We start from the raw sequence: 22,121 nt of genomic DNA on the forward strand, positions 1-22,121 counted from the left end.
CGCACCGCTCGCGGTCCTTGCAGCACCACCACCCATGCGTTCGTCTCGGGCCGTCCCCCGGGTCGTGCACATCCCAAATCCCGCAGCCGCCCCGGCGGCCCCCGCGGGTGCCCCTGTGAACCTTGGGAGACGGCACCATGACCCAGCAGTCAGTGGAGCCCAAGACCACCGCCGAGGACGCGGGCGCGGGTTCCCGCGTCCCCGCCGGACGGTCTTGGCTCGACCGGTACTTTCACATCAGCCACCGAGGATCGACCTTCGCGCGTGAGGTGCGCGGCGGCATCACCACCTTCATGGCGATGGCGTACATCGTCCTGCTCAACCCCGTCATCCTGTCCGGCAAGGACGCGGCGGGGGACACCCTGGGCCAGAAGGCCCTGATCACCGCGACGGCGCTCGCCGCGGCGGTCACCACGCTCCTGATGGGCTTCGTCGGCAAGGTGCCCCTCGCCCTGGCCGCCGGACTCTCGGTGTCCGGCGTGATCGCGGGGCAGGTCGTCCCGCAGATGACGTGGCCGCAGGCCATGGGCATGTGCGTGATGTACGGCGTGGTGATCATGCTTCTCGTGGTCACCGGGCTGCGCGAGATGATCATGAACGCGATCCCGCTCGCCCTCAAGCACGGCATCACCATGGGCATCGGCCTGTTCATCGCCATCATCGGCCTGGTCAAGGGCGGTTTCGTCCACCCGGGCAAGGCGACCCCGCTCTCCCTCGGCCCCACCGGTGAACTCGCCGGCTGGCCCGTCCTGCTCTTCGCGGGCACCCTGCTCCTGATCTTCATGCTCCAGGCGCGCAACACCCCCGGCGCGATCCTGATCGGCATCATCGCCGGCACGATCGTCGCGGCCCTGCTGAACGCCACCGGGGTCATCGACCCCAAGCAGTGGGCCAACGGAGCCCCCGAACTGCACGGCAGCGCGGTGTCGATGCCCGACTTCTCGCTCTTCGGCGAGCTGGAGTTCGGCGGCTGGGGCGAGGTCGGCGCGATGACGGTCGGCATGATCGTCTTCACGCTGGTGCTGGCCGGGTTCTTCGACGCGATGGCCACCATCATCGGCGTCGGCACCGAGGCCAAGCTCGCCGACGACAAGGGCCGGATGCCGGGCCTGTCGAAGGCGCTGTTCGTCGACGGCGCCGGCGGCGCGATCGGCGGCGTGGCGGGCGGCTCCGGCCAGACCGTCTTCGTCGAGTCCGCGACCGGCGTCGGGGAGGGCGCCCGCACGGGCCTCGCCTCGGTCGTCACCGGCCTCTTCTTCGCGGCCTGCCTCTTCTTCACGCCGATCACCGCGATCGTGCCGCAGGAGGTCGCCTCCGCCGCCCTGGTCGTCATCGGCGCGATGATGATGATGAACGCCCGGCACGTGGACTGGGCCGACCGGGCCACCGCGATCCCGGTCTTCCTGACCGTCGTCCTGATGCCGTTCACGTACTCCATCACGGCGGGCGTCGCCGCCGGCGTCATCTCCTACGTCGCCATCAAGGTGGCCCAGGGCAAGGCCCGGGAGATCGGCGCGTTCATGTGGGCCCTGACGGTGATCTTCATCGTCTACTTCGCCCTCAACCCGATCGAGAGCTGGCTGGGCGTGCACTAGCCGCTGCTGCGGGAACCCTTCCACCACGGCCGTACAAGGAGACCGAGAGATGCTGGACATCGCCGAAGAGCTGGACCGGTGGGTCGGGCAGGGACGCGACTTCGCCGTGGCCACCGTGGTGGCCGTCGGCGGCAGCGCGCCCCGGCTGCCCGGCGCCGCCCTCGCGGTGGACGCCGACGGCACGGCGATCGGCTCGGTCTCGGGCGGCTGTGTGGAAGGGGCCGTGTACGAGCTGTGCCGGCAGGCGCTCGAGGACGGCGAAACCGTCCTGGAACGCTTCGGCTACAGCGACGAGGACGCCTTCGCCGTGGGCCTGACCTGCGGCGGCGTCATCGACATCCTCGTCACGCCGGTCCGGGCGGACGACCCCGCCCGTCCGGTGCTGGCCGCCGCGCTCGCCACCGCCGCGCGCGGGAAGGCGGCGGCGGTGGCACGGATCGTCAGCGGTCCGGCCGAGCTGACGGGCCGCGCGCTCCTGGTCCGCCCGGACGGCTCCCACGAGGGCGGATTCGGCGCCCACCCCGAGCTGGACCGCACGGTGGCCGCCGAGGCGGGCGCGTTCCTGGACGCCGGCCGCACCGGCACCCTGGAGATCGGCGAGCAGGGCTCGCGCTGCGGGGCGCCGCTGACCCTCCTGATCGAGTCCTCCGTCCCCGCCCCCCGCATGATCGTCTTCGGCGCGATCGACTTCGCCTCGGCCCTGGTCCGCGCCGGCAAGTTCCTCGGCTACCGCGTCACCGTCTGCGACGCCCGCCCCGTCTTCGCCACCACGACCCGCTTCCCGGAGGCGGACGAGATCGTCGTCGAGTGGCCGCACGAGTACCTGCGGCGCACCGAGGTCGACGCGCGCACGGTGCTGTGCGTGCTGACCCACGACGCCAAGTTCGACGTACCCCTGCTGAAGCTGGCGCTGCGCCTGCCGGTGGCGTACGTGGGCGCGATGGGCTCCCGCCGCACCCACCTGGACCGCAACGCGCGCCTGCGCGAGGTCGGCGTGAGCGACCTGGAGCTGTCCCGCCTCAGGTCACCCATCGGCCTCGACCTCGGCGCCCGCACGCCCGAGGAGACGGCCCTGTCCATCGCCGCCGAGATCGTCGCGACCCGCCGCGGCGGCACGGGCGCCTCCTTGACCGGCGCCCACACCCCGATCCACCATGACGGCCCGTCGTCGCCGGCGGGGCGCATCGGTTCGGTGGCGTGAGTCACCTCGCGGCCGGTTGGATGTGAGGACACGTCTGATCGGATGCGTGGAGGTGCGGTGGCGGAGCCGGTCGTAGTCGGAGGCTGACGGATCAGGAGAGGCAGCGGCTTGGGCCGGGAGCACAACCGAGAGGAGCACACCCGTGAGTGAATGGCAGCTGGCCGAGACGTTCCGCAGCACGTCGGGTGACGTCCGCTGGGGCAGCCTCGGCCAGAACGCTCAGGATCCGGTCGTGCTCCTGCACGGCACACCCTTCTCCTCGTATGTCTGGCGCGCTGTCGCCCGTTCACTCGCCCGCCGTCACCAGGTGTTCGTGTGGGACATGCCCGGGTACGGGGTATCGGAGATGTCCGCCGACCAGGATGTTTCCCTGGCTGCCCAGGGCAGGGTCTTCACCGAGATTCTGGCGCACTGGGGCCTGGAGGAACCCCTGGTGGTCGCCCACGACTTCGGCGGTGCCGTCGCCTTGCGGGCGCACCTGCTGCACGGGGCCCGCTACCGCGCACTCGCTCTGGTCGATCCGGTCGCGCTGGCGCCGTGGGGGTCCCCGTTCTTCCGGCTTGTCGGCGAGCATTCCGAGGTCTTCGAGCAGCTGCCGCCCGCGCTGCATCACGCCCTGGTGCGCGAGTACATCACTTCGGCCAGCAGCCCTGGCCTGCACCCGGCAGTCCTCGACCGGCTCGTCCGGCCCTGGCTCGGCGACCTCGGCCAACCGGCCTTCTACCGGCAGATCGCCCAGGCCGACCAGCGCTACACCGACGAGGTGCAGGACAAGTACGGGGAGATCGCCATCCCGACGCTGGTGTGCTGGGGCCAGGACGACACCTGGATTCCCGTGGCGAAAGGACGGGAGCTGGCCGCCCGCATCCCGGGAGCGCGACTCGAACCAATCGCCGATGCGGGCCATCTCGTCCAGGAAGACGCGCCCGCCGAGCTGACAGCCGCGCTCATCGCCTTCCTCCAGAACCCGCGCTGACGCCCGACAACGCGGTGGACCTCCGGGGAGTGCGCTGACCGGTGAAAAGGGGTGGGGCGGGTACCGCGCGGCGACCTGCCGGGTCCGTTCCCGGCCCGGCTACCCGCGGGTCAGCGACACCTCCGCGACCACCGGCCGGTGGTCCGAGGCGACGGTCTCCTCGGGGACCGTGGCGGCGTGCACCCGCACGCCCTCGCCGACGGTCACGTAGTCGATCCGCTTGACGGGTGACGCGGCCGGATACGTGCCGCCGGTGCCTGCGCCGGCGTCGCGCAGCTCCCGCCAGAGCGGGGCCAGTTCGGGGGCCGTCGGCTCCGCGTTGAAGTCGCCGAGCAGCACCTGCCGGGCCCCCGGCGCCGCAGCGCGCTCCCGCGCCATGATCCGCCGCGTGTCCGCGACCTGCGCCACCCGGACCGCCGGATCGGGCCGGTAGTCGAGGTGGGTCACGAAGACCTGCACCGGCACCCCGCGCACCTTGAGCGTCACCTCGCCGAAGCCGGGCGCGGGCGCCGGTGCCGGGTTCTGGTCCTGCGTGGACAGGCGTGTGATCTCGTGGTTCACCGCGGAGCGGACCGGGAAGCGGGAGAGCACCGCCACGCCGTACTCACGCCGGGGGCCGCCCGCCGTCACGGGGTCGAGGCTGTAGATCGGCGCGAACGCCACCCGCATGCCGAGCCGCCGGGCCAACTCCTCGGCCATGTCGAGGTCCTGGCTGCGCGGGCCCCAGTGCACGTCGACCTCCTGGAGGCCGATCACGTCCGCGTCGAGGGCGCGCAGCGCCGCGGCCTGCCGGTCGAGGTCGAAGACGCCGTCCGTGCCCGTACCGGCGTGGATGTTGTACGTGGCGATGCGCAGCGGGACCGGGCGCCCCGGTCCGGCGGAGGCCGGGGGCGCCGCCACGGCGAGGCCCAAGAGAGCGGCGGCGAGGGGCAGTTGGGCGAGGGTGCGGGCTCTGGGAGACATGTCGGCACGGTACGCGGGAAACGCCCCCGGCGTGGCGTGCGGCGCGATCCCGCCCGCGGGTCGTCCCTCGTCCGCCACCCGTGGTTCACGGACTGCGCAGCAGCCGGTTGACCGCGCGGCCGAAGACGTACCGGCCCGCGCCGCCGAGGGTGTGGTCGAAGGCGGACGGGAGGAGGCGGACGTCCAGTTCCTCGCGCCACACGACGCGGGTGCGGCCGCCCGGGCCGGGCCGGACCTCGATCTCGGCCCAGCCCCGGACCAGCCGGCCGCGCTTCTCCAGCCGGCACAGGCCGGGGGAGTCCTCCCGCGGGGGCTGCCAGCGGGTCACCTCCATCCGGTCGTCGAAGGCGAGGGGGCCGGCGCCCGTGCGGGCCACGATCACCGTGCCCCGGCGGGTGGGCCCGGGCGTGGTGACGGTGACCCGGGTCAGCGGTACGGCGTCGCCGTGCCGCCGCCAGTCGGTGAGCCGGCGCCATGCCTCGTCCAGGGGGAGCGGGGCGGTGCGTTCGAGCGAGAAGGTGGCCACGCGACGATCGTAGGGAACCGGCCGCCCGGGCTAGCGGTAGACCTTGCCGGGTTCGGCCTTTCCGGGGGCCAGGAGCTGGGGCACCGTGACGAAGACGTAGCCGCGCTTCTTGAGCGCGTCGATGATGCCGGGGACGGCGGGCACGGTGCCGTCGTAGATGTCGTGCAGCAGGATGATGCCGTCCCGCGACGACTGCTTCAGGACCCGCTCGGTGATCAGGTCGGAGTCGTCGGTCTGGTAGTCCTTCGCGGTCACGCTCCACAGCACCTCCGCCAGCCCCAGCTCGCGGCAGATCTCGTGCACCGTGTCGTCCGTGCGGCCCTGCGGCGGGCGCATGAGGGTGGGGCGCTGCCCGGTCAGGCGCTCTATCTCCTTGTTCGGAAGCTCCAACTCCTCGCGTATCTCGTCCGGTTCGGCGTCCGTGAGGATCTTGTGGGTCCAGGTGTGGCTGGCCACCTCGTGACCCTCTTCCGCCATGCGCCTGACAAGCTCGGGATAGGTGTCGATGTGCCGTTTTCCCAGCAGGAAGAAGGTCGCCGGCACCTGTTTCTCGTCGAGTATGTCGAGCAGCCGCGCGGAGTGCTCGCTCGGTCCGGCGTCGAAGGTCAGCGCGATGCACTTGGCCTGGCGGCAGTCGACCGTGCCGAACGCGGCGGCCCGTGCCTGGCCGCCCGCCGCGCCCCGGACGGAGCTGGGCGAGGTCGTCTCCAGTCGCGTGCAGCCGCTCAGCGCGAGCGTCAGTGAGGCGGCGGCGGCGAGAGCCGCCACGGCACGCAACCCGGTCCCCGTTTTCGTCATCTTCGTGGTCAGCGAAAGCATGCGAGGACTATACACAGCGAGTATATACGGGGTTTATAGTTCCCTCTCGAATGCGGGTTCGAGGTAGCGGGGGGTCCGCCGGGTTACTCAGCCGACACGCAAGTGACGGTGAGAGTGAGGAGGACCCCGTGAGCGAGAGCCTCGAGAGCGTGAGCCCTGTGAGCGGTCGTGTCTGGCGCCGGGCCCTGGTGACCGGTGGAGCCGGCTTCGTGGGCTCCCACCTGTGCGGCAGGCTGCTCGACGCGGGGGCCGACGTCGTGTGCCTCGACAACCTGGCCACCGGCTCCCGGAGCAACGTGGCCGACCTGGAGCGGCATCGCGGCTTCCGGTTCGTCCGCGCCGACGCCACCGACCCGGCGGCGCTGCGCGGCCTGCCCGGCCGGTTCGACCTGGTGCTGCACTTCGCCTGCCCGGCCTCGCCCGCCGACTACCTCCGGCTGCCCCTGGAGACCCTCGACGTCGGCAGCACCGGCACCCGCAACGCCCTGGAGCGCGCCCGCGCCGACGGCGCCCGCTTCCTGCTCGCCTCCACCTCCGAGGTCTACGGCGACCCGCTGGAACACCCGCAGCGCGAGACCTACTGGGGCAACGTCAACCCGATCGGCCCGCGCAGCGTCTACGACGAGTCCAAGCGCTTCGCCGAGGCCCTGGTCACCGCCCACCGCCAGGTGCACGGCACCGACGCCGCCATCGTCCGCATCTTCAACACCTACGGCCCCCGCATGCGCACCGGCGACGGCCGCGCCGTGCCCACCTTCATCGCGCAGGCCCTGGACGGCATGCCGCTCACCGTCGCCGGTGACGGCGGCCAGACCCGCTCCCTGTGCTACGTCGACGACACCGTCGAGGGCGTCCTCGCCCTGGCCGCGTCCGGCGAGAGCGGCCCCATGAACATCGGCGGCGCCGACGAGATCACCATGCTGGAACTGGCCCGCCGCGTCGTCGAACTGACCGGGTCCGGCTCCCGCATCCGCTTCGTCGACCGTCCCGTCGACGACCCCGGCCGGCGCAGGCCCGACACGACCCTGGCCCGGGAGCGACTCGGCTGGCGGCCGCGGGTCGGCTGGAGCGAAGGGCTGGAGCGGACCATCGGCTGGTTCGCGCACTCCGTCGCCGCGTAGGCCTCCGGCGGTTTCGGCGCATCTCGTCACCGTGGGTGATTTATGCGCTCATTTCTGGAATTGAGTTGTCTCCAAGTGTTTGAGGCAGCCGCACCACGGGACCCGCGAGCCGAACAGAGCCCAGAGGCACCAGAGGGCACCAAAGGCACCAGAGACCCCCGTACGACCCAGTAAGACCCACGAGACGCCGGGACGGAGCACCCCCCATGCGCATCCTTGGTATCAACGCCCTGTTCCACGATCCGGCCGCCGCTCTCGTCGTCGACGGCCGGACCGTTGCGGCCGCCGAGGAAGAGCGCTTCAGCCGGCGCAAGCACGGCAAGCGCCCGGTGCCCTTCTCCGCGTGGGAGGTACCGGAGCTGTCCGCGCGCTGGTGCCTGGAGCACGCCGGGGTGCGGCCCCAGGAGCTGGACGCCGTCGCCTACTCCTTCGACCCGAAACTCGCCCGGCCCGCCCGCGACATGGGCCTCGACGACCCCTGGGACCCGCTGCGGCTGGAGTACGCCCGCCGCGCCCCCGAGTTCCTCGCCGAGGCGCTGCCCGGGCTCGACCCCGACCGGGTCGTCTTCGTCCCGCACCACGTGGCGCACGCCGCCTCCGCCGGACCGGCCTCACCGCACCCCGACAACGACGTCCTCGTCCTCGACGGACGCGGCGAGTGCGCCTCCCACCTGGCCGGCCGCTACCGCGACGGCAAGCTCGACACCCTCGCCACCCAGGCGCTGCCGCACTCGCTGGGCCTGGTCTACGAGGAACTCACCGAGCACCTCGGCTTCCTGCGCAGCAGCGACGAGTACAAGGTGATGGCCCTCGCCTCCTACGGCACCCCCCGCCACCTCGACCGGCTGCGCGAGCACGTCCACGCCACCGGCGACGGCGGCTTCCGCGCCCACGGCGTCGACTGGGCGGCCCTCGCCCCGGCCCGCGCCAAGGGCGAGGACTGGACGAAGGACCACGCCGATCTCGCCGCGAGCACCCAGGCCGTCCTCGAGGAACTCCTCCTCGAACTCGTCCACTGGCTGCACCGCGAGGCCGGCGGCGAGGCCCTCACCATGGCGGGCGGCGTCGCCCTGAACTGCGTCGCCAACTCGAAGATCGCCGCGCGCGGCCCGTACCGGCACGTGTGGGTGCAGCCCGCCGCCGGTGACGCCGGTACCGCCCTCGGCGGCGCCCTGCACGTGGCCGCCGCCCAGGAGGGCGCCGCACCCGAGCCGATGCCCGGCGCCGACCTCGGCCGGGGCTGGAGCGACGAGGAGATCCGCGCCTGGCTGGAGACGGCCGCCATACCCTACGAGGAACCGGACGACATCGCCGAGACGGTCGCCGAGGAACTGGCCCGCGACGGCGTCGTCGCCTGGTTCCAGGGCCGCAGCGAATTCGGGCCGCGCGCGCTCGGACACCGCTCCCTGATGGCCCATCCGGGGCGGGCGGAGAACCTGGAGCGGCTCAACCACGTCAAGGGACGCGAGGAGTTCCGGCCCGTCGCCCCGATGGTGCTGGCCGACCGCGCCGCCGACATCTTCACCGGGCCGATGCCGAGCCCGTACATGCTCTTCGTGCACGACGTGGACCCCGCCTGGCGGGACCGCGTCCCGGCCGTCGTCCACGTCGACGGCACCGCCCGCATCCAGACCGTCGAGGAACGCCGCGAACCGCTCGTCGCGCGGATGCTGGCCGCCTTCGAACGCCGGACCGGGCTGCCCGTCGTGGTCAACACCAGCCTCAACACCGCCGGCCGGCCCATGGTCGACGACCCGCGCGACGCCCTGGAGTGCTTCGGCTCCGCACCCGTGGACCTGCTGGCGATCGGCCCGTTCGCGGTGCGGCGGGGGAGGGCGTTCGCATGAGCGGCGCCCCCGCGACCGGCGGCAGCAGGACGGGCTACGCCGTGGTCGTCCCCACCCTGGTGCGCGACACGCTGGCCGACTGCCTGGCCGCGCTGGCCGCGGCGACCGGCCCCGGCCCCGACGAGATCGTCCTCGTCGACGACCGGCCCGGCCCCGACGCCGACCCCGCCGCGCTGGAGCATCCGCTCGGCGTCCTCGGCGACCTGCGCGAACGCACCGTGGTGCTGCGCAGCGGGGGCCGCGGGCCCGCCGCCGCCCGCAACACCGGTTTCCGCGCGGTCACCTCGCCCTGGACCGCCTTCCTCGACGACGACGTCCAGGTCGGCCCGCACTGGTGCGACCAGCTGGTGCAGGACCTCTCCGAGGCGCCGCCCGACACCGGCGCCGTGCAGGGCGTGATCGCCGTGCCGCTGCCCGGCGAGCGCCGCCCCACCGACTGGGAACGCGGCACCGCCGGCCTCGCGCGGGCCCGCTGGATCACCGCCGACATGGCGTACCGCACCGACGTGCTCAAGGAGGTCCACGGCTTCGACGAACGCTTCACCCGCGCCTTCCGCGAGGACGCCGACCTCGCCCTGCGCGTCCTCGACGCGGGCTGGCGGATCCGGCGGGGCCGCCGCACCACCCGCCACCCGGTACGCCCCGCCTCCCGCTGGGTGTCCCTCAGGCAGCAGCGCGGCAACGCCGACGACGCGCTGATGCGGCGGCTGCACGGCCCCGACTGGTACGCCAAGGCCGTCGCCCCCAAGGGCCGCATCCGGCGCCACGCGGCGATCACCGCGGCCGGCGCCGCCGCCCTCGTCCTCGCCGCCGCCGGACGCCCCGGGGCCGCCGCGACCGCCGGGCTCGGCTGGGCGGCGGGCACCGCCGAGTTCGCCTGGGCCCGCATCGCGCCCGGCCCACGGACCCGCCACGAGGTCACCACCATGCTGGTCACCAGCGTGCTCATCCCGCCCGCCGCGACCTGGCACCGGCTGAGCGGCCGGTGGCGGCACCGCCGCGCCCCCGCCTGGCAGGAGGTGGCCGCATGAACCCCGCCGAGAACCCCGTCAAGGCCGTGCTCTTCGACCGCGACGGCACCCTCGTCCACGACGTCCCCTACAACGGGGACCCCGACCGGGTCCGGCCCGTGGACGGCGCCCGCGAGGCGGTGGCGCTGCTGCGCGGCCACGGCATCCGCGTGGGCGTGGTCACCAACCAGTCCGGCGTCTCCCGCGGCCTTCTCACCGAAGCCGACGTCCGCCACGTCAACCGGCGGATCGACGACCTCGTCGGGCCCTTCGACGTCTGGGCGGTCTGCCCGCACGGCCCCGACGACGGCTGCCCCTGCCGCAAACCGGAGCCCGGAATGATCCTCCGGGCGGCCGGCCGGCTCCGCGTCGCCCCCGCCGACTGCGTCGTCATCGGCGACATCGGCACCGACCTGGAGGCCGCCGAACGGGCCGGCGCCCACGGCATCCTCGTCCCCAACGCGCAGACCCGGCCGCAGGAGACGGCCGCCGCGCCCCACGTCGCCCCGGACCTCCTGACCGCCGTACGGGCCGTGCTCACCGGCCCGCCCCGGGGCACGATCCTGGCCGACGAACGCCCCGTCGCGGCGGCGTTCGCGGTCGGCGGCGACGGAGCGCACCCACAGGGCGGGGGCCCGGACGGCAGCGCCGCGACGGCACCCGCCACCCCCGGCACCCGCGGGAGGCCGCGATGAAGGCGCTCGTCACCCGGCTCGACAGCTTCGGCGACGTGCTGCTCGCCGGGCCCGCCGTACGGGCCGTGGCCGCCCGCGCCGACCACGTCACGATGCTCTGCGGAGCACGCGGCGCGCCCGCGGCGCACCTGCTGCCCGGCGTCGACGAGGTACTGGTGTGGGACGCGCCGTGGGGCGGGTTCCAGCCGCCCGCCGTCGACCGGCACGACATCGACGCGCTCGCGGACCGGATCGACGCCGACACCGCGCTGATCCTCACCTCCTTCCACCAGTCCCCGCTGCCCACCGCCCTGGTGCTGCGCCTGGCCGGCGTCCGCCGCATCGCCGCGGACAGCGTGGACTACCCCGGCTCCCTGCTCGACCTGCGCCACCAGCGCGCCCCGCACGCCCACGAGGCCGAGGCCGCGCTCGACCTCGCCGAGGCGGCCGGCTTCCCGAGGCCCGACGACGGACGGCTGCGGGTGCGCACCCCGCCCCGCACCGACGACCTGACCGGCCCCGGCCCCTACGTCGTCCTCCACCCCGGAGCCAGCGTCCCCGCCCGCGCCTGGAGCCCCGACCGCGCCGCCGAGGCCGTACGCGAACTGGCCGCCGCCGGACACCGCGTGCTCGTCACCGGCGGCCCCGGCGAACGCGACCTCACCGCGTACGTCGCCGGCGGCCACGGCACCGACCTGGGCGGCCGGACCGAGGCGCCCGAACTGTCCGGCGTCCTCGCCGGCGCCTCGGTCGTCGTCACCGGCAACACCGCGCCCGCCCACCTCGCCGCCGCCGTCGGCACGCCGGTCGTGTCCCTGTTCGCCCCCGTCGTACCGGCGGAGCGCTGGCGGCCGTACGGCGTCCCGTACGTGCTGCTCGGCGACCAGGACGCGCCCTGCGCCGACAGCAGGGCCCGGGACTGCCCCGTCCCCGGCCACCCCTGCCTGAACACCGTCACGGCGACCGACGTGGCCGCCGCCGTCGAGAAACTCCTGGGGGAGGCATGAGGATCCTCATCTGGCACGTGCACGGGTCGTGGACCACGGCCTTCGTGCAGGGCCCGCACACCTGCCTCGTCCCGGTCACCCCGGACCGCGGGCCCGACGGCCTCGGCCGCGCCCGCACCTGGGACTGGCCCGACTCCGTGATCGAGGTGCCGCCGGAGCGGCTGCGGGACGAGGACATCGACCTGGTGATCCTCCAGCGGCCGCACGAACTCGCCCTGGTCGACCGGTGGCTCGGCCGCCGCCCGCCGCTGGTGTACCTGGAGCACAACGCCCCCGACGGCAACGTGCCCGACACCCGCCACCCCGCCGCCGACATCCCCGGCGTCACCCTCGTCCACGTCACCCACTTCAACCGGCTGATGTGGGACGCGGGCCCCACGGAGACGACCGTCATCGAGCACGGCATCGTCGACCCCGGCCACCGCTGGACCGGCGAGCTGGAACGCGCCGCCGTCGTCGTCAACGAGCCGGTCCGGCGCGGGCGCACCACCGGGACGGACCTGCTGCCCGCCTTCTCCCGCGTCGCCCCGCTCGACGTGTTCGGCATGCGCACCGAGGGCCTCGCCGAGCACATCGGCGTCGACCCCGGCCGCTGCCGCACCCAGGACGTGCCCCAGAGCGCCCTGCACACCGAACTGGCCCGCCGCCGCGTCTACGTCCACCCCGTCCGCTGGACCTCCCTCGGCCTGTCCCTGCTGGAGGCCATGCACCTGGGCATGCCCGTGGTCGCCCTCGCCACCACCGAGGTGACCGAGGCCGTACCCCCGGGCGCCGGGGTGGTCTCCAACCGCGTCGACGTACTGACCGACGCCGTACGCGACTTCCTCGCCGACCCGCCGCACGCGCGGGCCGTCGGCGACGGAGCCCGTGCGGCGGCCCTGTCCCGCTACGGGCTGTCCCGCTTCCTGGACGACTGGGAGCGGCTGCTGAAGGAGGTGACCCGATGAGGATCGCCATGGTGTCCGAGCACGCGAGCCCGCTCGCCGCGCTCGGCGGTGTCGACGCCGGTGGACAGAACGTCTACGTGGCCCGCCTCACCGAGGAGTTGGCCCGGCGCGGCCACGACGTGACGGTCTACACCCGCCGGGACGCCGCCGACCTGCCCGACCGGGTGCCGCTGCCCGGCGGCGCGGTCGTCGAGCACGTGCCCGCCGGGCCGCCCCGGGCCGTCCCCAAGGACGACCTCTTCCCGCACATGCCGGCCTTCGGCGCGTACCTGGCCCGGGCCTTCGCCCGCGAACGGCCCGACGTCGTGCACGCCCACTTCTGGATGTCCGGCATGGCCGCCCGGATCGGCGCCCGCCCGCACGGCGTGCCGCTCGTGCAGACCTTCCACGCCCTCGGCACCGTCAAGCGCCGCCACCAGGGCATGCGGGACACCAGCCCGTACGAGCGCATCGGCATCGAACGGGAACTCGGCCGCACCTGCGAACGGGTCCTGGCCACCTGCACCGACGAGGTCGTCGAACTCGGCGACATGGGCATACCGCCCCGCCAGGTGTCCGTCGTCCCCTGCGGCGTGGACGCCGAGCACTTCAGCCCCACCGCCGACACCGGCCGCACCCCCGCCCGCCGGGAACGGCACCGGCTGCTCGCCTGCGGACGGCTCGTGCCCCGCAAGGGCTACGACCAGGCCGTCCGCGCCCTGGCCCACGTCCCCGGCACCGAACTCCTCATCGCGGGCGGCCCGCCCGCCGGCGGTCTCGACGCCGACCCCGAGGCACGGCGCCTGACCGCGCTCGCGCACCGCGTGGGCGTCGCCGACCGGGTCCGGCTGCTCGGCGCGGTCGACCCCGAGGACATGCCCGCCCTGCTCCGCAGCACCGACCTGGTGCTGTGCACCCCGGTCTACGAGCCCTTCGGCATCGTGCCGCTGGAGGCCATGGCGTGCGGTGTACCGGTCCTCGCCACCGACGTCGGCGGCCACCGCGACTCCGTCGCCGACGGGACCACCGGCCGCCTGGTCGCCCCGCAGGACCCCGAAGCCATCGCGCGGGCCGCCCGCGAACTCCTCGCTGACGAACGGCTGCGCCGCCAGTACGGCAGGAACGGCCGCGAACGCGTCCTGCGGCACTACACCTGGGCGCGCGTCGCCGACGGCGCCGAACAGGTCTACCGGCTGACCCTCGCCGACCACGCGCTGTCGAAGGAGGTGGCGTGATGACCGTGCACCCGCCCGTCGTCGGGCACTGCGACGAACTCCAGGACGCGCTGGGCGCGTTCCGCGCCTCCGCGCACATCACCGAACGCTGGGGCGAACGGCTCGCGGCCGTCCTCGCCGGCGGCGGCCGGCTGCTGGCCGCCGGCAACGGCGGCAGCGCCGCCCAGGCCCAGCACCTGACCGCCGAGATCGTCGGCCGCTACCGCGACGACCGGCCGCCGTTCTCCGCCATCGCCCTGCACGCCGACACCTCCTCCACCACCGCCATCGCCAACGACTACGGCGTCGACGAGGTGTTCGCCCGCCAGGTCCGCGCCCACGGCCGCGACGGCGACGTCCTGATGCTGCTGTCCACCAGCGGCGCCAGCGCCAACCTGCTCTCCGCCGCCGACGCCGCCCGCGCGGCCGGCGTACGGGTGTGGGCGCTCACAGGCTGCGCCCCCAATCCGCTCATGGCGGGCAGCGACGAGTCCCTGTGCGTGGAGGCCCCTTCGACGGCCACCGTCCAGGAGATCCACCTCGTCGCCGTGCACATGATCTGCGCGGCCTTCGACGCCGCCCTGGAGCGGGGTGTACGGGGCGGGCGGGGCGGGCGGAACAAGGGGACGGGGAGGTGACGCGGCGCATGCGCGACAGGACCCCGCTCGTCGTGGTCGGCGACGCCCTGCTGGACCGCGACCTCACCGGCACCGCCGACCGGCTGGCGCCCGACGCGCCGGTACCGGTCGTGTCGGAGTGCGCCGAGCGCGTACGCCCCGGCGGTGCCGCGCTCGCCGCGTACCTCGCCGCCCGCGACGGCCGCGAGGTCACCCTGATCGCCGGAGTGGGCGACGACCCGGCGAGCGCGGCCCTGCGCGAACTGCTCACCCCCTGGCTGACCCTGATCCCCCTCCCCCTCACCGGCGCCCTGCCCGAGAAGACCCGCGTCCTGGCGCACGACCGTCCCGTCGTCCGCCTCGACCGCGGCGGCGGCCGGGCCCGCGAGGCGACCGGGGAGGCGCGCGCGGCCCTGCGCGCGGCCCGCGCCGTCCTGGTCTCCGACTACGGACGCGGCGCCGCGGACACCCTGCGCGACGTCCTGGCCGCACGCCCGCCCCTGGTCTGGGACCCGCACCCGCGCGGCGGACCGCCGGTCCCGGGCACCCGGCTGGTCACACCGGCCGAGAAGGAGGCGCACGGCTTCGCACCGCGCGACGGCCACCCGGGCGGCGGCCTGCGCGCCGCCGCGCTCCACGCCGCCGCACTCGTACGGGACTGGCGGGCGGCCGCGGTCACGGTCACCCTCGGCTCGCGCGGCGCCCTCCTGTCCTACGGCGAGCACCCGCTGCTCGTCCCCGCGCCCTCCTCCCACCCCGGCGACTCCTGCGGCGCGGGGGACCGGTTCGCCGCCACCGCCGCCGGACTGCTCGCGGACGGGGCGCTGGTGGGGGAGGCCGTCGAGGGCGCGGTGGCCGCCGCGACGGCGTTCGTCGCCGCCGGGGGAGCGGGCGCCCTGCCCCCCGCCGCCCACGGCCCCGCGTCCCCGTCCTCCCCGTCCGCCCGGGACACCGACGACCCGCACGCCCTCGCCGCCCGTGTCCGCGCCCAGCACGGCACGGTGGTCGCGGCGGGCGGCTGCTTCGACCTGCTGCACGCCGGGCACGTCGGCCTCCTCCAGGCCGCCCGCCGGCTCGGCGACTGCCTCGTCGTCTGCGTCAACTCCGACGCCTCCGTCCGCCGCCGCAAGGGCGACGGACGGCCCGTCAACCCGCTGGCCGACCGGGTGCGCGTACTGCGGGCCCTCGCCTGCGTCGACGCGGTCGCCGTCTTCGACGAGGACACGCCCGAACGCCTCCTGGGCGACCTGCGCCCCGACGTCTGGGTCAAGGGCGGCGACTACGCGGGCGCGGACCTGCCCGAGGCCGCGCTCCTCGAGGAGTGGGGCGGTCAGGCGGTCCTCCTGCCCTACCTCGACGGCCGCTCCTCGACGGCCCTGATGGCCCGGGCGGCGGAGGGCGTGCGATGACCCACGGCACACCGGCCGCGAGCCCCGACCGCACCGCGCCCCCCGGACCGGGCGCGACCTCGCCGGGAACCCGGACGGTGCGCATCCGGCCGACCGCCGGCACCGGCCGGGCCGGCGCGCGACCGGAGCCCGCCGAGGCCACGGCCTTCCGGACGCCCACGAGCGGCCCGCAGCCGTCCCGCCACGCCTGTGCCGCCGGCCCGCAGCCGCCTCGCGGCGCATCCACCGCCGGGTCGCGGACGTCCCGGCGCGTGTCCGCCGCCGGGCCGCTCACGCCCCGCCGCGCGTCCGGCGGCGGCCCTGTCGCCGGGGACCCCGCGTGTCCGTCCGCCGCCGGGGCCGCGCCCCCGCCGGGAGCCCGGACGGCGGGCATCCGGCCGGCCGCCGGTACCGGCCGGGGCGGCGCACGACCGGGGCCGGCCGAGGCCGAGGCTTCCCGGACGCCCGCGAGCGGGCCGCAGCCGTCTCGCGGTGCGTCCGGTGCCGGGTCGCTCACGTCCCGCCGCGCGTCCGGCGGCGGCCCTGTCGCCGGGGACCCCGTGTGTCCGTCCGCCGCGGGGGCCGTGCACCCGCCGGGAGCCCGGACGGCGGGCATCCGGCCGACCGCCGGTACCGGCCGGGGCGGCGCGCTACCGGGGCCGGCCGAGGCCGAGGCTTCCCGGACGTCCGCGAGCGGGCCGCAGCCGTCTCGCGGTGCGTCCGGTGCCGGGTCGCTCACGTCCCGCCGCGCGTCCGGCGGCGGCCCTGTCGCCGGGGACCCCGTGTGTCCGTCCGCCGCCGGGGCCGCGTATCCGTCGGCCGCCGGGGCCGCGTATCCGTCGGCAGTCCGGGACGCGCGGCCCCGGGTGCTGGTGCTGCGGGCCCTCGGGCTCGGGGACCTGCTCGCCGGGGTGCCCGCGCTGCGCGCGCTGCGGCGGGCGTATCCGGGGCACGAGCTGGTGCTGGCCGGCCCGGCCGAACTGGCGCCCGTCGTCGCGGCGACCGGCGCCGTGGACCGGCTGCTGCCCGCCGCGGAGCCCGGCCGTGCCGTCCCGCGCACCCTCGACTGGACCGGACCGCCCCCCGACGTCGCCGTCGACCTGCACGGCAACGGACCGCCCAGCCACCGCCTGCTGGCGGCCCTGCGCCCCCTGAAGCTGCTGGCGTTCGCGCACCCCGGGACGCCGGAGGTGGACGGACCGCCCTGGTACGCCGAGGAGCACGAGCGCGACCGCTGGTGCAGGCTGCTGGAGGCGTACGGCATCGACGCCGACCCCACCGACCTGCTGCTGCCACGCCCGCACGTACCGTCCCCCGCCCCCGGCGCCGTCGTGCTGCACCCCGGCGCCGGCGCCCCCTCCCGCCGCTGGCCCGTGGCACGGTACGCCGCCGTCGCCGAGGCGCTGCGCGCACGGGGACGCCGCGTCGTCGTCACCGGGGGAGCGGACGAGGGCGACCTCGTGGCCCGGCTGGCCGAGCTCGCGCACCTGCCCGACACGGACGTGTTCGGCGGCGGGCTGCCCTACGACCGGCTCTCCGCCCTGGTGGCCGGCGCCCGCGCCGTCGTCAGCGGCGACACCGGCATCGCCCACCTCGCCGTCGCCCACGCCACGCCCTCCGTCACCCTCTTCGGCCCCGTCCCGCCCAGCCGCTGGGGCCCGCCCGACCACCCCCGGCACCGCGCCCTGTGGCACCCGGTCCCGGACGGCGGCCCCGGCGACCCGCACGGCGACGCGACCGACCCGGCGCTGCTGCGGATCACCACCGGCGACGTCCTGGACGCACTCCGCGCACTCCACGTACTCGACCCACCGGAACCGGCCCCGCCCGACGCGCCGGACGCCCTGGAAGAGGCACCATGAACCACGCCCCGCACAGCGCCCCGTCGGCCACCCGTGAACGGCCCGCCGACCCGACGGAACCCGCCCCCGTCGGCATCGTCATCGCCACCCGCAACCGCGCCGCGAGCCTCGCCGTCACCCTGCGGCACCTGCTCGCCCTGCCGGAGCGGCCCGAGGTCCTCGTCGTCGACAACGCCTCCACCGACGACACCCGCGCCATGCTCGCCCGCGACTTCCCCCGACTCCGCGTGCTCTCCCTGCCGTTCAACCGCGGCGCCCTGGCCCGCACCCACGGCGTCCGCGCCCTCGACACCCCGTACGTGGCGTTCAGCGACGACGACTCCTGGTGGGCACCCGGCGCCCTCGCCGCCGCCGCCCGGCACTTCGAGGCGCACCCCCGGCTCGGCCTGCTCGCCGCCCGCACCCTCGTCGGCCCCGCGGACGACGCCGACCCGCTCAACGACCTGCTCGCCGGCTCCCCCCTCGGCCCGGCCACCGACCTGCCCGGCACCCAGGTGCTCGGCTTCCTCGGCTGCGCCGCCGTCGCCCGCCGCACCGCCTACCTCGACGCCGGCGGCTACCACCCCCTCCTCTTCTTCGGCGCCGAGGAGACCCTCCTCGCCTACGACCTCGCCGCCCGCGGCTGGGGCGTCACCCACTGCCCCGACGTCGTCGCCCACCACCACCCGGACCCCGCCCCCCGCACCGACCGCCCGGCCGTCGTGCGCCGCAACGCACTCCTCACCGCCTGGCTGCGCCGCCCCCTCCCGCACGCGCTGGCCCGCACCCGCGCCCTCGCCGCCGAGGCCCGCCACGACCCCCACGCCCGGCAGGCCCTGCGCGAGACGCTCACCCGCCTGCCCGCCGCCCTGCGCGCCCGCAGGCCCCTGCCCCCGCACGTGGAGCGCGCCGCCCGCCTCCTGGACACGGAGAACGGAACGACGCCATGACCGACACCCGGACCACCGTCGTCGTCATCACCCACAACCGGTGCCCGGAACTGCTGCGCACCCTGGACCGCCTCGCCGAACTCCCGGAGAAGCCCCAGGTCATCGTCACCGACAACGCCTCCACCGACGGCACCGCCTCCGCCGTCGCCCGCCACCACCCGCGCGTACGGCTGCTGCGCCCCGGCCGCAACCTCGGCGCCGTCGGCCGCAACCTGGCGGTCCGCCAGGTGCGCACGCCCTACGTCGCCTTCTGCGACGACGACTCCTGGTGGGCGCCCGGCTCCCTGTCCGGGGCCGCCGACCTGCTCGACCGGTACCCGGCGGTCGGCTCGGTCACCGCCCGCATCGTCGTGGAACCGGACGGCACCGAGGACCCGATCGTCGCGGAACTGCGCGACTCGCCCGTGCCCCGCCCCCACTGGCTGCCGGGGCCCGCCCTCGGGTCCTTCCTGGCCGCCGCGACCGTCCTGCGCACCGGCGCCTTCCGCGCCGCGGGCGGCTTCCACCCCCGGCTGTGGCTGGGCGGCGAGGAGGAGCTGCTCGCCGCCGACCTGGCGGCCGACGGCTGGTGGCTGACGTACGCGGACGACCTGACGATCCACCACCACCCGTCCCGGGCACGGGACTCGACGCTCCGGCGGGCGCACGGCATCCGCAACACCCTGTGGTTCACCTGGCTGCGCCGCCCGGCCGGCCCCGCCCTGCGCCGCACCCTCCACCTGGCCCGTACCGTGCCCCGCGACACCGCGTCGCTGCGCGCCTTCGCCGAGGCGACGGCCGCCCTGCCGTGGGTGCTGCGCGAACGCCGGGTGCTGCCGCCGGAGGTGGAGGCCCGCCTGCGCGCACTGGAACCCGCCCAGCGCGCCTCGACGGCCCGGAGCTACACGGGCTGACGCGGGACGCGGGTCACCACACGCCGGCGGGGCGGTGCCCGGCGGTCGCAGGACCGGCAGGACCGGCAGGACCGATCGCGGGACCGGTACCACCGTCCGCCACCGTGGGCCGACCCCGCGTCCCCTCGGCGCGGAGTCGGCCCGTGCGGTGGCGTACGGGCCCGGACCGCTCGGCCGCCGTACGGGTCCGGGGGCCCGAGATGCCGGCGGCCGGTCGGCCGAGTGCCCCCGCCGTCCGGGATCAACCGACCTGCCGCGCCCCCAGCGCCGCCACGAGACCGTCCGCGGCGTCGGGCGGCGCGCTCGCCGCCCGGAACCCGGCACCGATCCGCGCGGCCTCGGCCCGCCCGCCGGTCAGGCACCAGTCCCACCAGTGCTCCAGCACGTCCCGCGCCGAGTCCTCGCAGCCCACCAGCGCCGGCCAGCCGCAGGCGCGGGCCTGCGCCGTCACCTTCGCGCCGCCCGCGACCGGGTCCACCGCCAGTGCCGGTGTCCCGGCCCGCAGCGCCAGGACCAGCCCGTGCAGCCGGTCGGTGACGACCAGGTCCAGCCGGGCCAGGACGGCCTCCAACTGGGCCGGGGTGCCGCACAGCCGCCAGTCGTGCGCGTCGAGCCGGGTCTCCAGCTCCAGCCGGGCGCAGTCCTTGCCGGCCAGCCAGCGCGTCAGCGCCGCGGCGACCTCGTCGTGCCGCCGCCGGCCCGCGTACTCGTGCTGGCCGTGGGTGAGGATCACCCCGACGACGGGCCGGGCGGGCAGCGCGGGCGCACGGGCCGCGAGGTCGAGGGTCGGCGCGGAGCCCGCCGCGTCCCGGGCCAGTACGTGGTGGAAGCCGGTGACGGCGGGGGAGCCGGGGTCGACCACGGAGACGCCGACCGCGATCCGCACGCAGTGCGCGAACCGCCGGTGCAGCTCCTCGACCTGCTCCCCGTGCGCGGGCCCGCACACGAAGACCAGCCGCGTGTACGCCGCCGGGTCCACGTCCGCGAAGTGGAGGCCGTCCGCCCGGAACCCGGGGCTCCACACGACGTCGTGGGCGAGCCCCGCCGCCCGCAGCACCTCCTCCACCCGCCGCAGCGCCAGCACGTCCCCGGCGGTGGCCTCCCCGTGCAGGAAGCTGAACCAGCCGGTCACCAGGATCCTGTCTCGTCCGTGCACAGTGCCCATGGGTGCCCCGGCGAGCGGCCCGGCAATCACCGGCCGGGCGCGCCCAGCACCCGACCGCGGGCCCGACGGTCTCGCGCACGTCCGCGTTCGAGGGCGGGACGAACCCGTCCGGCGGCGGCAGGAGCCTCCCGGTCCGCAGGACGTACGCCCTCACCGACTCGCCCACCGGCGCACCTGCCGAGCCGTCCGCGAGCCCCGCTACCGTGCACGCCATGACGACCTCGGCAGGAACGGCCGCCCCCGCCCTCGGCACCCGCGCCCTCAATCGCGCCACCCTGGCCCGGCAGGCGCTGCTGCGCCGGGCGCCGATGTCCGCGGAGGCCGCCGTCGCGCACCTCGTCGGGCTCCAGGCGCAGAACGTTAAACCCCCGTACTACGCGCTCGCCGCCCGCCTCGACGGCTTCACGCCCGACGACCTGTCACAAGCGATGGCCGACCGCCGGGTCGCCCGCCTCGTCACCCTGCGCTCGACCATCCACACCCACACCGCCGACGACTGCCTCACCCTGCGCCCGCTGGTGCAGGCCGCCCGCGACCGGGAACTGACGGCCTTCCGCAAGGGCCTGGTGGGCGTCGACCTGGACCGCCTGGCCGTCATCGCCCGCGAACTGGTCGAGGAGGAGCCGCGCACGATGGGCCGGCTGCGCGAGGCCCTTCTCGCCGAGTGGCCCGACGCCGACCCGCGGGCCCTGTCGGTCGCCGCCCGCTGCCGGCTCCCGCTCGTCCAGGTCACACCGCGCGGACTGTGGGGCAGGAGCGGTCAGGTCGAGCTGACCACCGCCGAGCACTGGTTCGGGCTCCCCTCGCGGCCGGCCCCCGCACCCGACGACACCGTGCTGCGCTACCTCGCCGCCTTCGGACCCGCCTCCGTGCGGGACATGCAGACCTGGGCGGGACTGACCCGCCTGAGGGACGCCTTCGAACGGCTCCGCCCCCGGCTCGTCACCTTCCGGGCCCCGGACGGCACCGAGCTGTTCGACCTCCCCGACGCCCCCAGGCCCGACCCGGACACGCCCGCCCCGCCCCGCTTCCTGCCCGAGTTCGACAACCTGCTCCTCTCCCACGCCGACCGCACCCGCCTCGTCCCACCCGCGTACAAGGGCCGTACCTGGAAGAAGAACCAGGCCTACCGCGTCCTGCTCGTCGACGGCTTCGTGGCCGGTCTGTGGAAGACGGAGGACGACGTCCTCGTCGTCGAGCCCTTCGCCCGCCTCACGAGGGCCGAGCGGGACGAGGTCGCCGCCGAGGGGCAGCGGATGCTGGCGACGACGCACCCGGGGACGGCGTACGGCATCCGCTTCGCGACGGTGCGCGGCTGACGTGGAGAGGGGGGGGGGGGGGGGGGGGGGGGGGGGGGGGGGCCCCCCCCCCCCCCCCCCCCCCCCGGC

The 22,121-nt window shown here is 75.7% G+C and carries 20 protein-coding genes; 16 read left to right on the forward strand and 4 right to left on the reverse strand.

Annotated elements, in window-relative coordinates; genetic code table 11:
- Nucleotides 1-137 precede the first annotated feature (137 nt).
- The 3 genes from ACFIF2_RS23245 (at nucleotide 138) to ACFIF2_RS23255 (ending at nucleotide 3,772) form a co-directional block, all read left to right on the forward strand.
- A complete protein-coding gene (locus ACFIF2_RS23245) occupies nucleotides 138-1,595 on the forward strand; it encodes an NCS2 family permease (RefSeq protein WP_395575138.1) in 1,458 nt (485 codons plus the stop codon).
- Nucleotides 1,596-1,644: 49 nt separating this feature from the next.
- Complete coding sequence (locus ACFIF2_RS23250; protein ID WP_395575139.1) at nucleotides 1,645-2,796, forward strand: XdhC family protein; 1,152 nt, start codon at nucleotides 1,645-1,647, stop codon at nucleotides 2,794-2,796.
- Nucleotides 2,797-2,938: 142 nt separating this feature from the next.
- Complete coding sequence (locus ACFIF2_RS23255) at nucleotides 2,939-3,772, forward strand: alpha/beta fold hydrolase (RefSeq protein ID WP_395575140.1); 834 nt, start codon at nucleotides 2,939-2,941, stop codon at nucleotides 3,770-3,772.
- 99 nt (nucleotides 3,773-3,871) lie between these two features.
- Here the strand turns inward: ACFIF2_RS23255 and ACFIF2_RS23260 are convergent, their stop codons facing one another.
- The 3 genes from ACFIF2_RS23260 to ACFIF2_RS23270 all read right to left on the reverse strand — a co-directional run bounded on the left by ACFIF2_RS23260 (nucleotide 3,872) and on the right by ACFIF2_RS23270 (nucleotide 6,080).
- Entirely contained in the window at nucleotides 3,872-4,735 is an 864-nt protein-coding gene (locus tag ACFIF2_RS23260; protein WP_395575141.1) for an endonuclease/exonuclease/phosphatase family protein, read from the reverse strand.
- Between the two features lie 85 nt (nucleotides 4,736-4,820).
- Nucleotides 4,821-5,261: an SRPBCC family protein gene (locus tag ACFIF2_RS23265; RefSeq protein ID WP_395575142.1), complete on the reverse strand. Its 441-nt coding sequence runs from the start codon at nucleotides 5,259-5,261 to the stop codon at nucleotides 4,821-4,823.
- Between the two features lie 30 nt (nucleotides 5,262-5,291).
- Nucleotides 5,292-6,080, reverse strand: a complete 789-nt coding sequence (locus tag ACFIF2_RS23270; RefSeq protein ID WP_395575143.1) for a polysaccharide deacetylase family protein — start codon at nucleotides 6,078-6,080, stop codon at nucleotides 5,292-5,294.
- Nucleotides 6,081-6,208: 128 nt separating this feature from the next.
- Here ACFIF2_RS23270 and ACFIF2_RS23275 point away from each other — a divergent pair, with 128 nt between their 5' ends.
- From ACFIF2_RS23275 to ACFIF2_RS23330, 12 genes are all read left to right on the forward strand, one after another.
- Nucleotides 6,209-7,201, forward strand: coding sequence for a UDP-glucuronic acid decarboxylase family protein (locus tag ACFIF2_RS23275; RefSeq protein ID WP_395575144.1), 993 nt, complete (start codon nucleotides 6,209-6,211; stop codon nucleotides 7,199-7,201).
- A 206-nt stretch (nucleotides 7,202-7,407) separates the two neighbouring features.
- Nucleotides 7,408-9,048 carry a carbamoyltransferase gene (locus ACFIF2_RS23280; RefSeq protein WP_395575145.1) on the forward strand — a complete coding sequence of 547 codons (1,641 nt, stop codon included), beginning with the start codon at nucleotides 7,408-7,410 and terminating at the stop codon, nucleotides 9,046-9,048.
- Nucleotides 9,045-10,079: a glycosyltransferase gene (locus ACFIF2_RS23285; protein ID WP_395575146.1), complete on the forward strand. Its 1,035-nt coding sequence runs from the start codon at nucleotides 9,045-9,047 to the stop codon at nucleotides 10,077-10,079. The genes ACFIF2_RS23280 and ACFIF2_RS23285 overlap by 4 nt, the downstream gene beginning before the upstream one ends.
- Complete coding sequence (locus tag ACFIF2_RS23290) at nucleotides 10,076-10,753, forward strand: D-glycero-alpha-D-manno-heptose-1,7-bisphosphate 7-phosphatase (RefSeq protein WP_395575147.1); 678 nt, start codon at nucleotides 10,076-10,078, stop codon at nucleotides 10,751-10,753. Before ACFIF2_RS23285 ends, ACFIF2_RS23290 begins: the two co-directional genes overlap by 4 nt.
- Nucleotides 10,750-11,739, forward strand: a complete 990-nt coding sequence (locus ACFIF2_RS23295) for a glycosyltransferase family 9 protein (RefSeq protein ID WP_395575148.1) — start codon at nucleotides 10,750-10,752, stop codon at nucleotides 11,737-11,739. The genes ACFIF2_RS23290 and ACFIF2_RS23295 overlap by 4 nt, the downstream gene beginning before the upstream one ends.
- The gene (locus ACFIF2_RS23300) at nucleotides 11,736-12,686 is read left to right on the forward strand and encodes a glycosyltransferase (protein WP_395575149.1); all 951 of its coding nucleotides are present in this window, start codon (nucleotides 11,736-11,738) and stop codon (nucleotides 12,684-12,686) included. Before ACFIF2_RS23295 ends, ACFIF2_RS23300 begins: the two co-directional genes overlap by 4 nt.
- Nucleotides 12,683-13,900, forward strand: coding sequence for a glycosyltransferase family 4 protein (locus tag ACFIF2_RS23305; protein ID WP_395575150.1), 1,218 nt, complete (start codon nucleotides 12,683-12,685; stop codon nucleotides 13,898-13,900). Before ACFIF2_RS23300 ends, ACFIF2_RS23305 begins: the two co-directional genes overlap by 4 nt.
- On the forward strand, nucleotides 13,900-14,517 hold the full coding sequence (locus ACFIF2_RS23310; protein WP_395575151.1) for an SIS domain-containing protein: 618 nt from the start codon (nucleotides 13,900-13,902) through the stop codon (nucleotides 14,515-14,517). Before ACFIF2_RS23305 ends, ACFIF2_RS23310 begins: the two co-directional genes overlap by 1 nt.
- Nucleotides 14,518-14,525: 8 nt before the next feature.
- Entirely contained in the window at nucleotides 14,526-15,905 is a 1,380-nt protein-coding gene (gene rfaE2 / locus ACFIF2_RS23315) for a D-glycero-beta-D-manno-heptose 1-phosphate adenylyltransferase (protein ID WP_395575152.1), read from the forward strand.
- A gap of 845 nt (nucleotides 15,906-16,750) precedes the next feature.
- The gene (locus ACFIF2_RS23320) at nucleotides 16,751-17,746 is read left to right on the forward strand and encodes a glycosyltransferase family 9 protein (RefSeq protein WP_395575161.1); all 996 of its coding nucleotides are present in this window, start codon (nucleotides 16,751-16,753) and stop codon (nucleotides 17,744-17,746) included.
- Entirely contained in the window at nucleotides 17,743-18,675 is a 933-nt protein-coding gene (locus tag ACFIF2_RS23325) for a glycosyltransferase family 2 protein (protein WP_395575153.1), read from the forward strand. Before ACFIF2_RS23320 ends, ACFIF2_RS23325 begins: the two co-directional genes overlap by 4 nt.
- Entirely contained in the window at nucleotides 18,672-19,568 is an 897-nt protein-coding gene (locus tag ACFIF2_RS23330) for a glycosyltransferase family 2 protein (protein ID WP_395575154.1), read from the forward strand. The genes ACFIF2_RS23325 and ACFIF2_RS23330 overlap by 4 nt, the downstream gene beginning before the upstream one ends.
- A gap of 241 nt (nucleotides 19,569-19,809) precedes the next feature.
- Here ACFIF2_RS23330 and ACFIF2_RS23335 read toward each other — a convergent pair whose 3' ends face one another.
- Complete coding sequence (locus tag ACFIF2_RS23335) at nucleotides 19,810-20,733, reverse strand: polysaccharide pyruvyl transferase family protein (RefSeq protein WP_395575155.1); 924 nt, start codon at nucleotides 20,731-20,733, stop codon at nucleotides 19,810-19,812.
- A gap of 212 nt (nucleotides 20,734-20,945) precedes the next feature.
- On the opposite strand from ACFIF2_RS23335, the gene ACFIF2_RS23340 reads away from it, so the two are divergent.
- The gene (locus ACFIF2_RS23340) at nucleotides 20,946-22,052 is read left to right on the forward strand and encodes a winged helix DNA-binding domain-containing protein (protein WP_395575156.1); all 1,107 of its coding nucleotides are present in this window, start codon (nucleotides 20,946-20,948) and stop codon (nucleotides 22,050-22,052) included.
- Nucleotides 22,053-22,121 lie beyond the last annotated feature (69 nt).

Source organism: Streptomyces sp. BK79, from assembly GCF_044142145.1.
Lineage (GTDB): Bacteria > Actinomycetota > Actinomycetes > Streptomycetales > Streptomycetaceae > Streptomyces.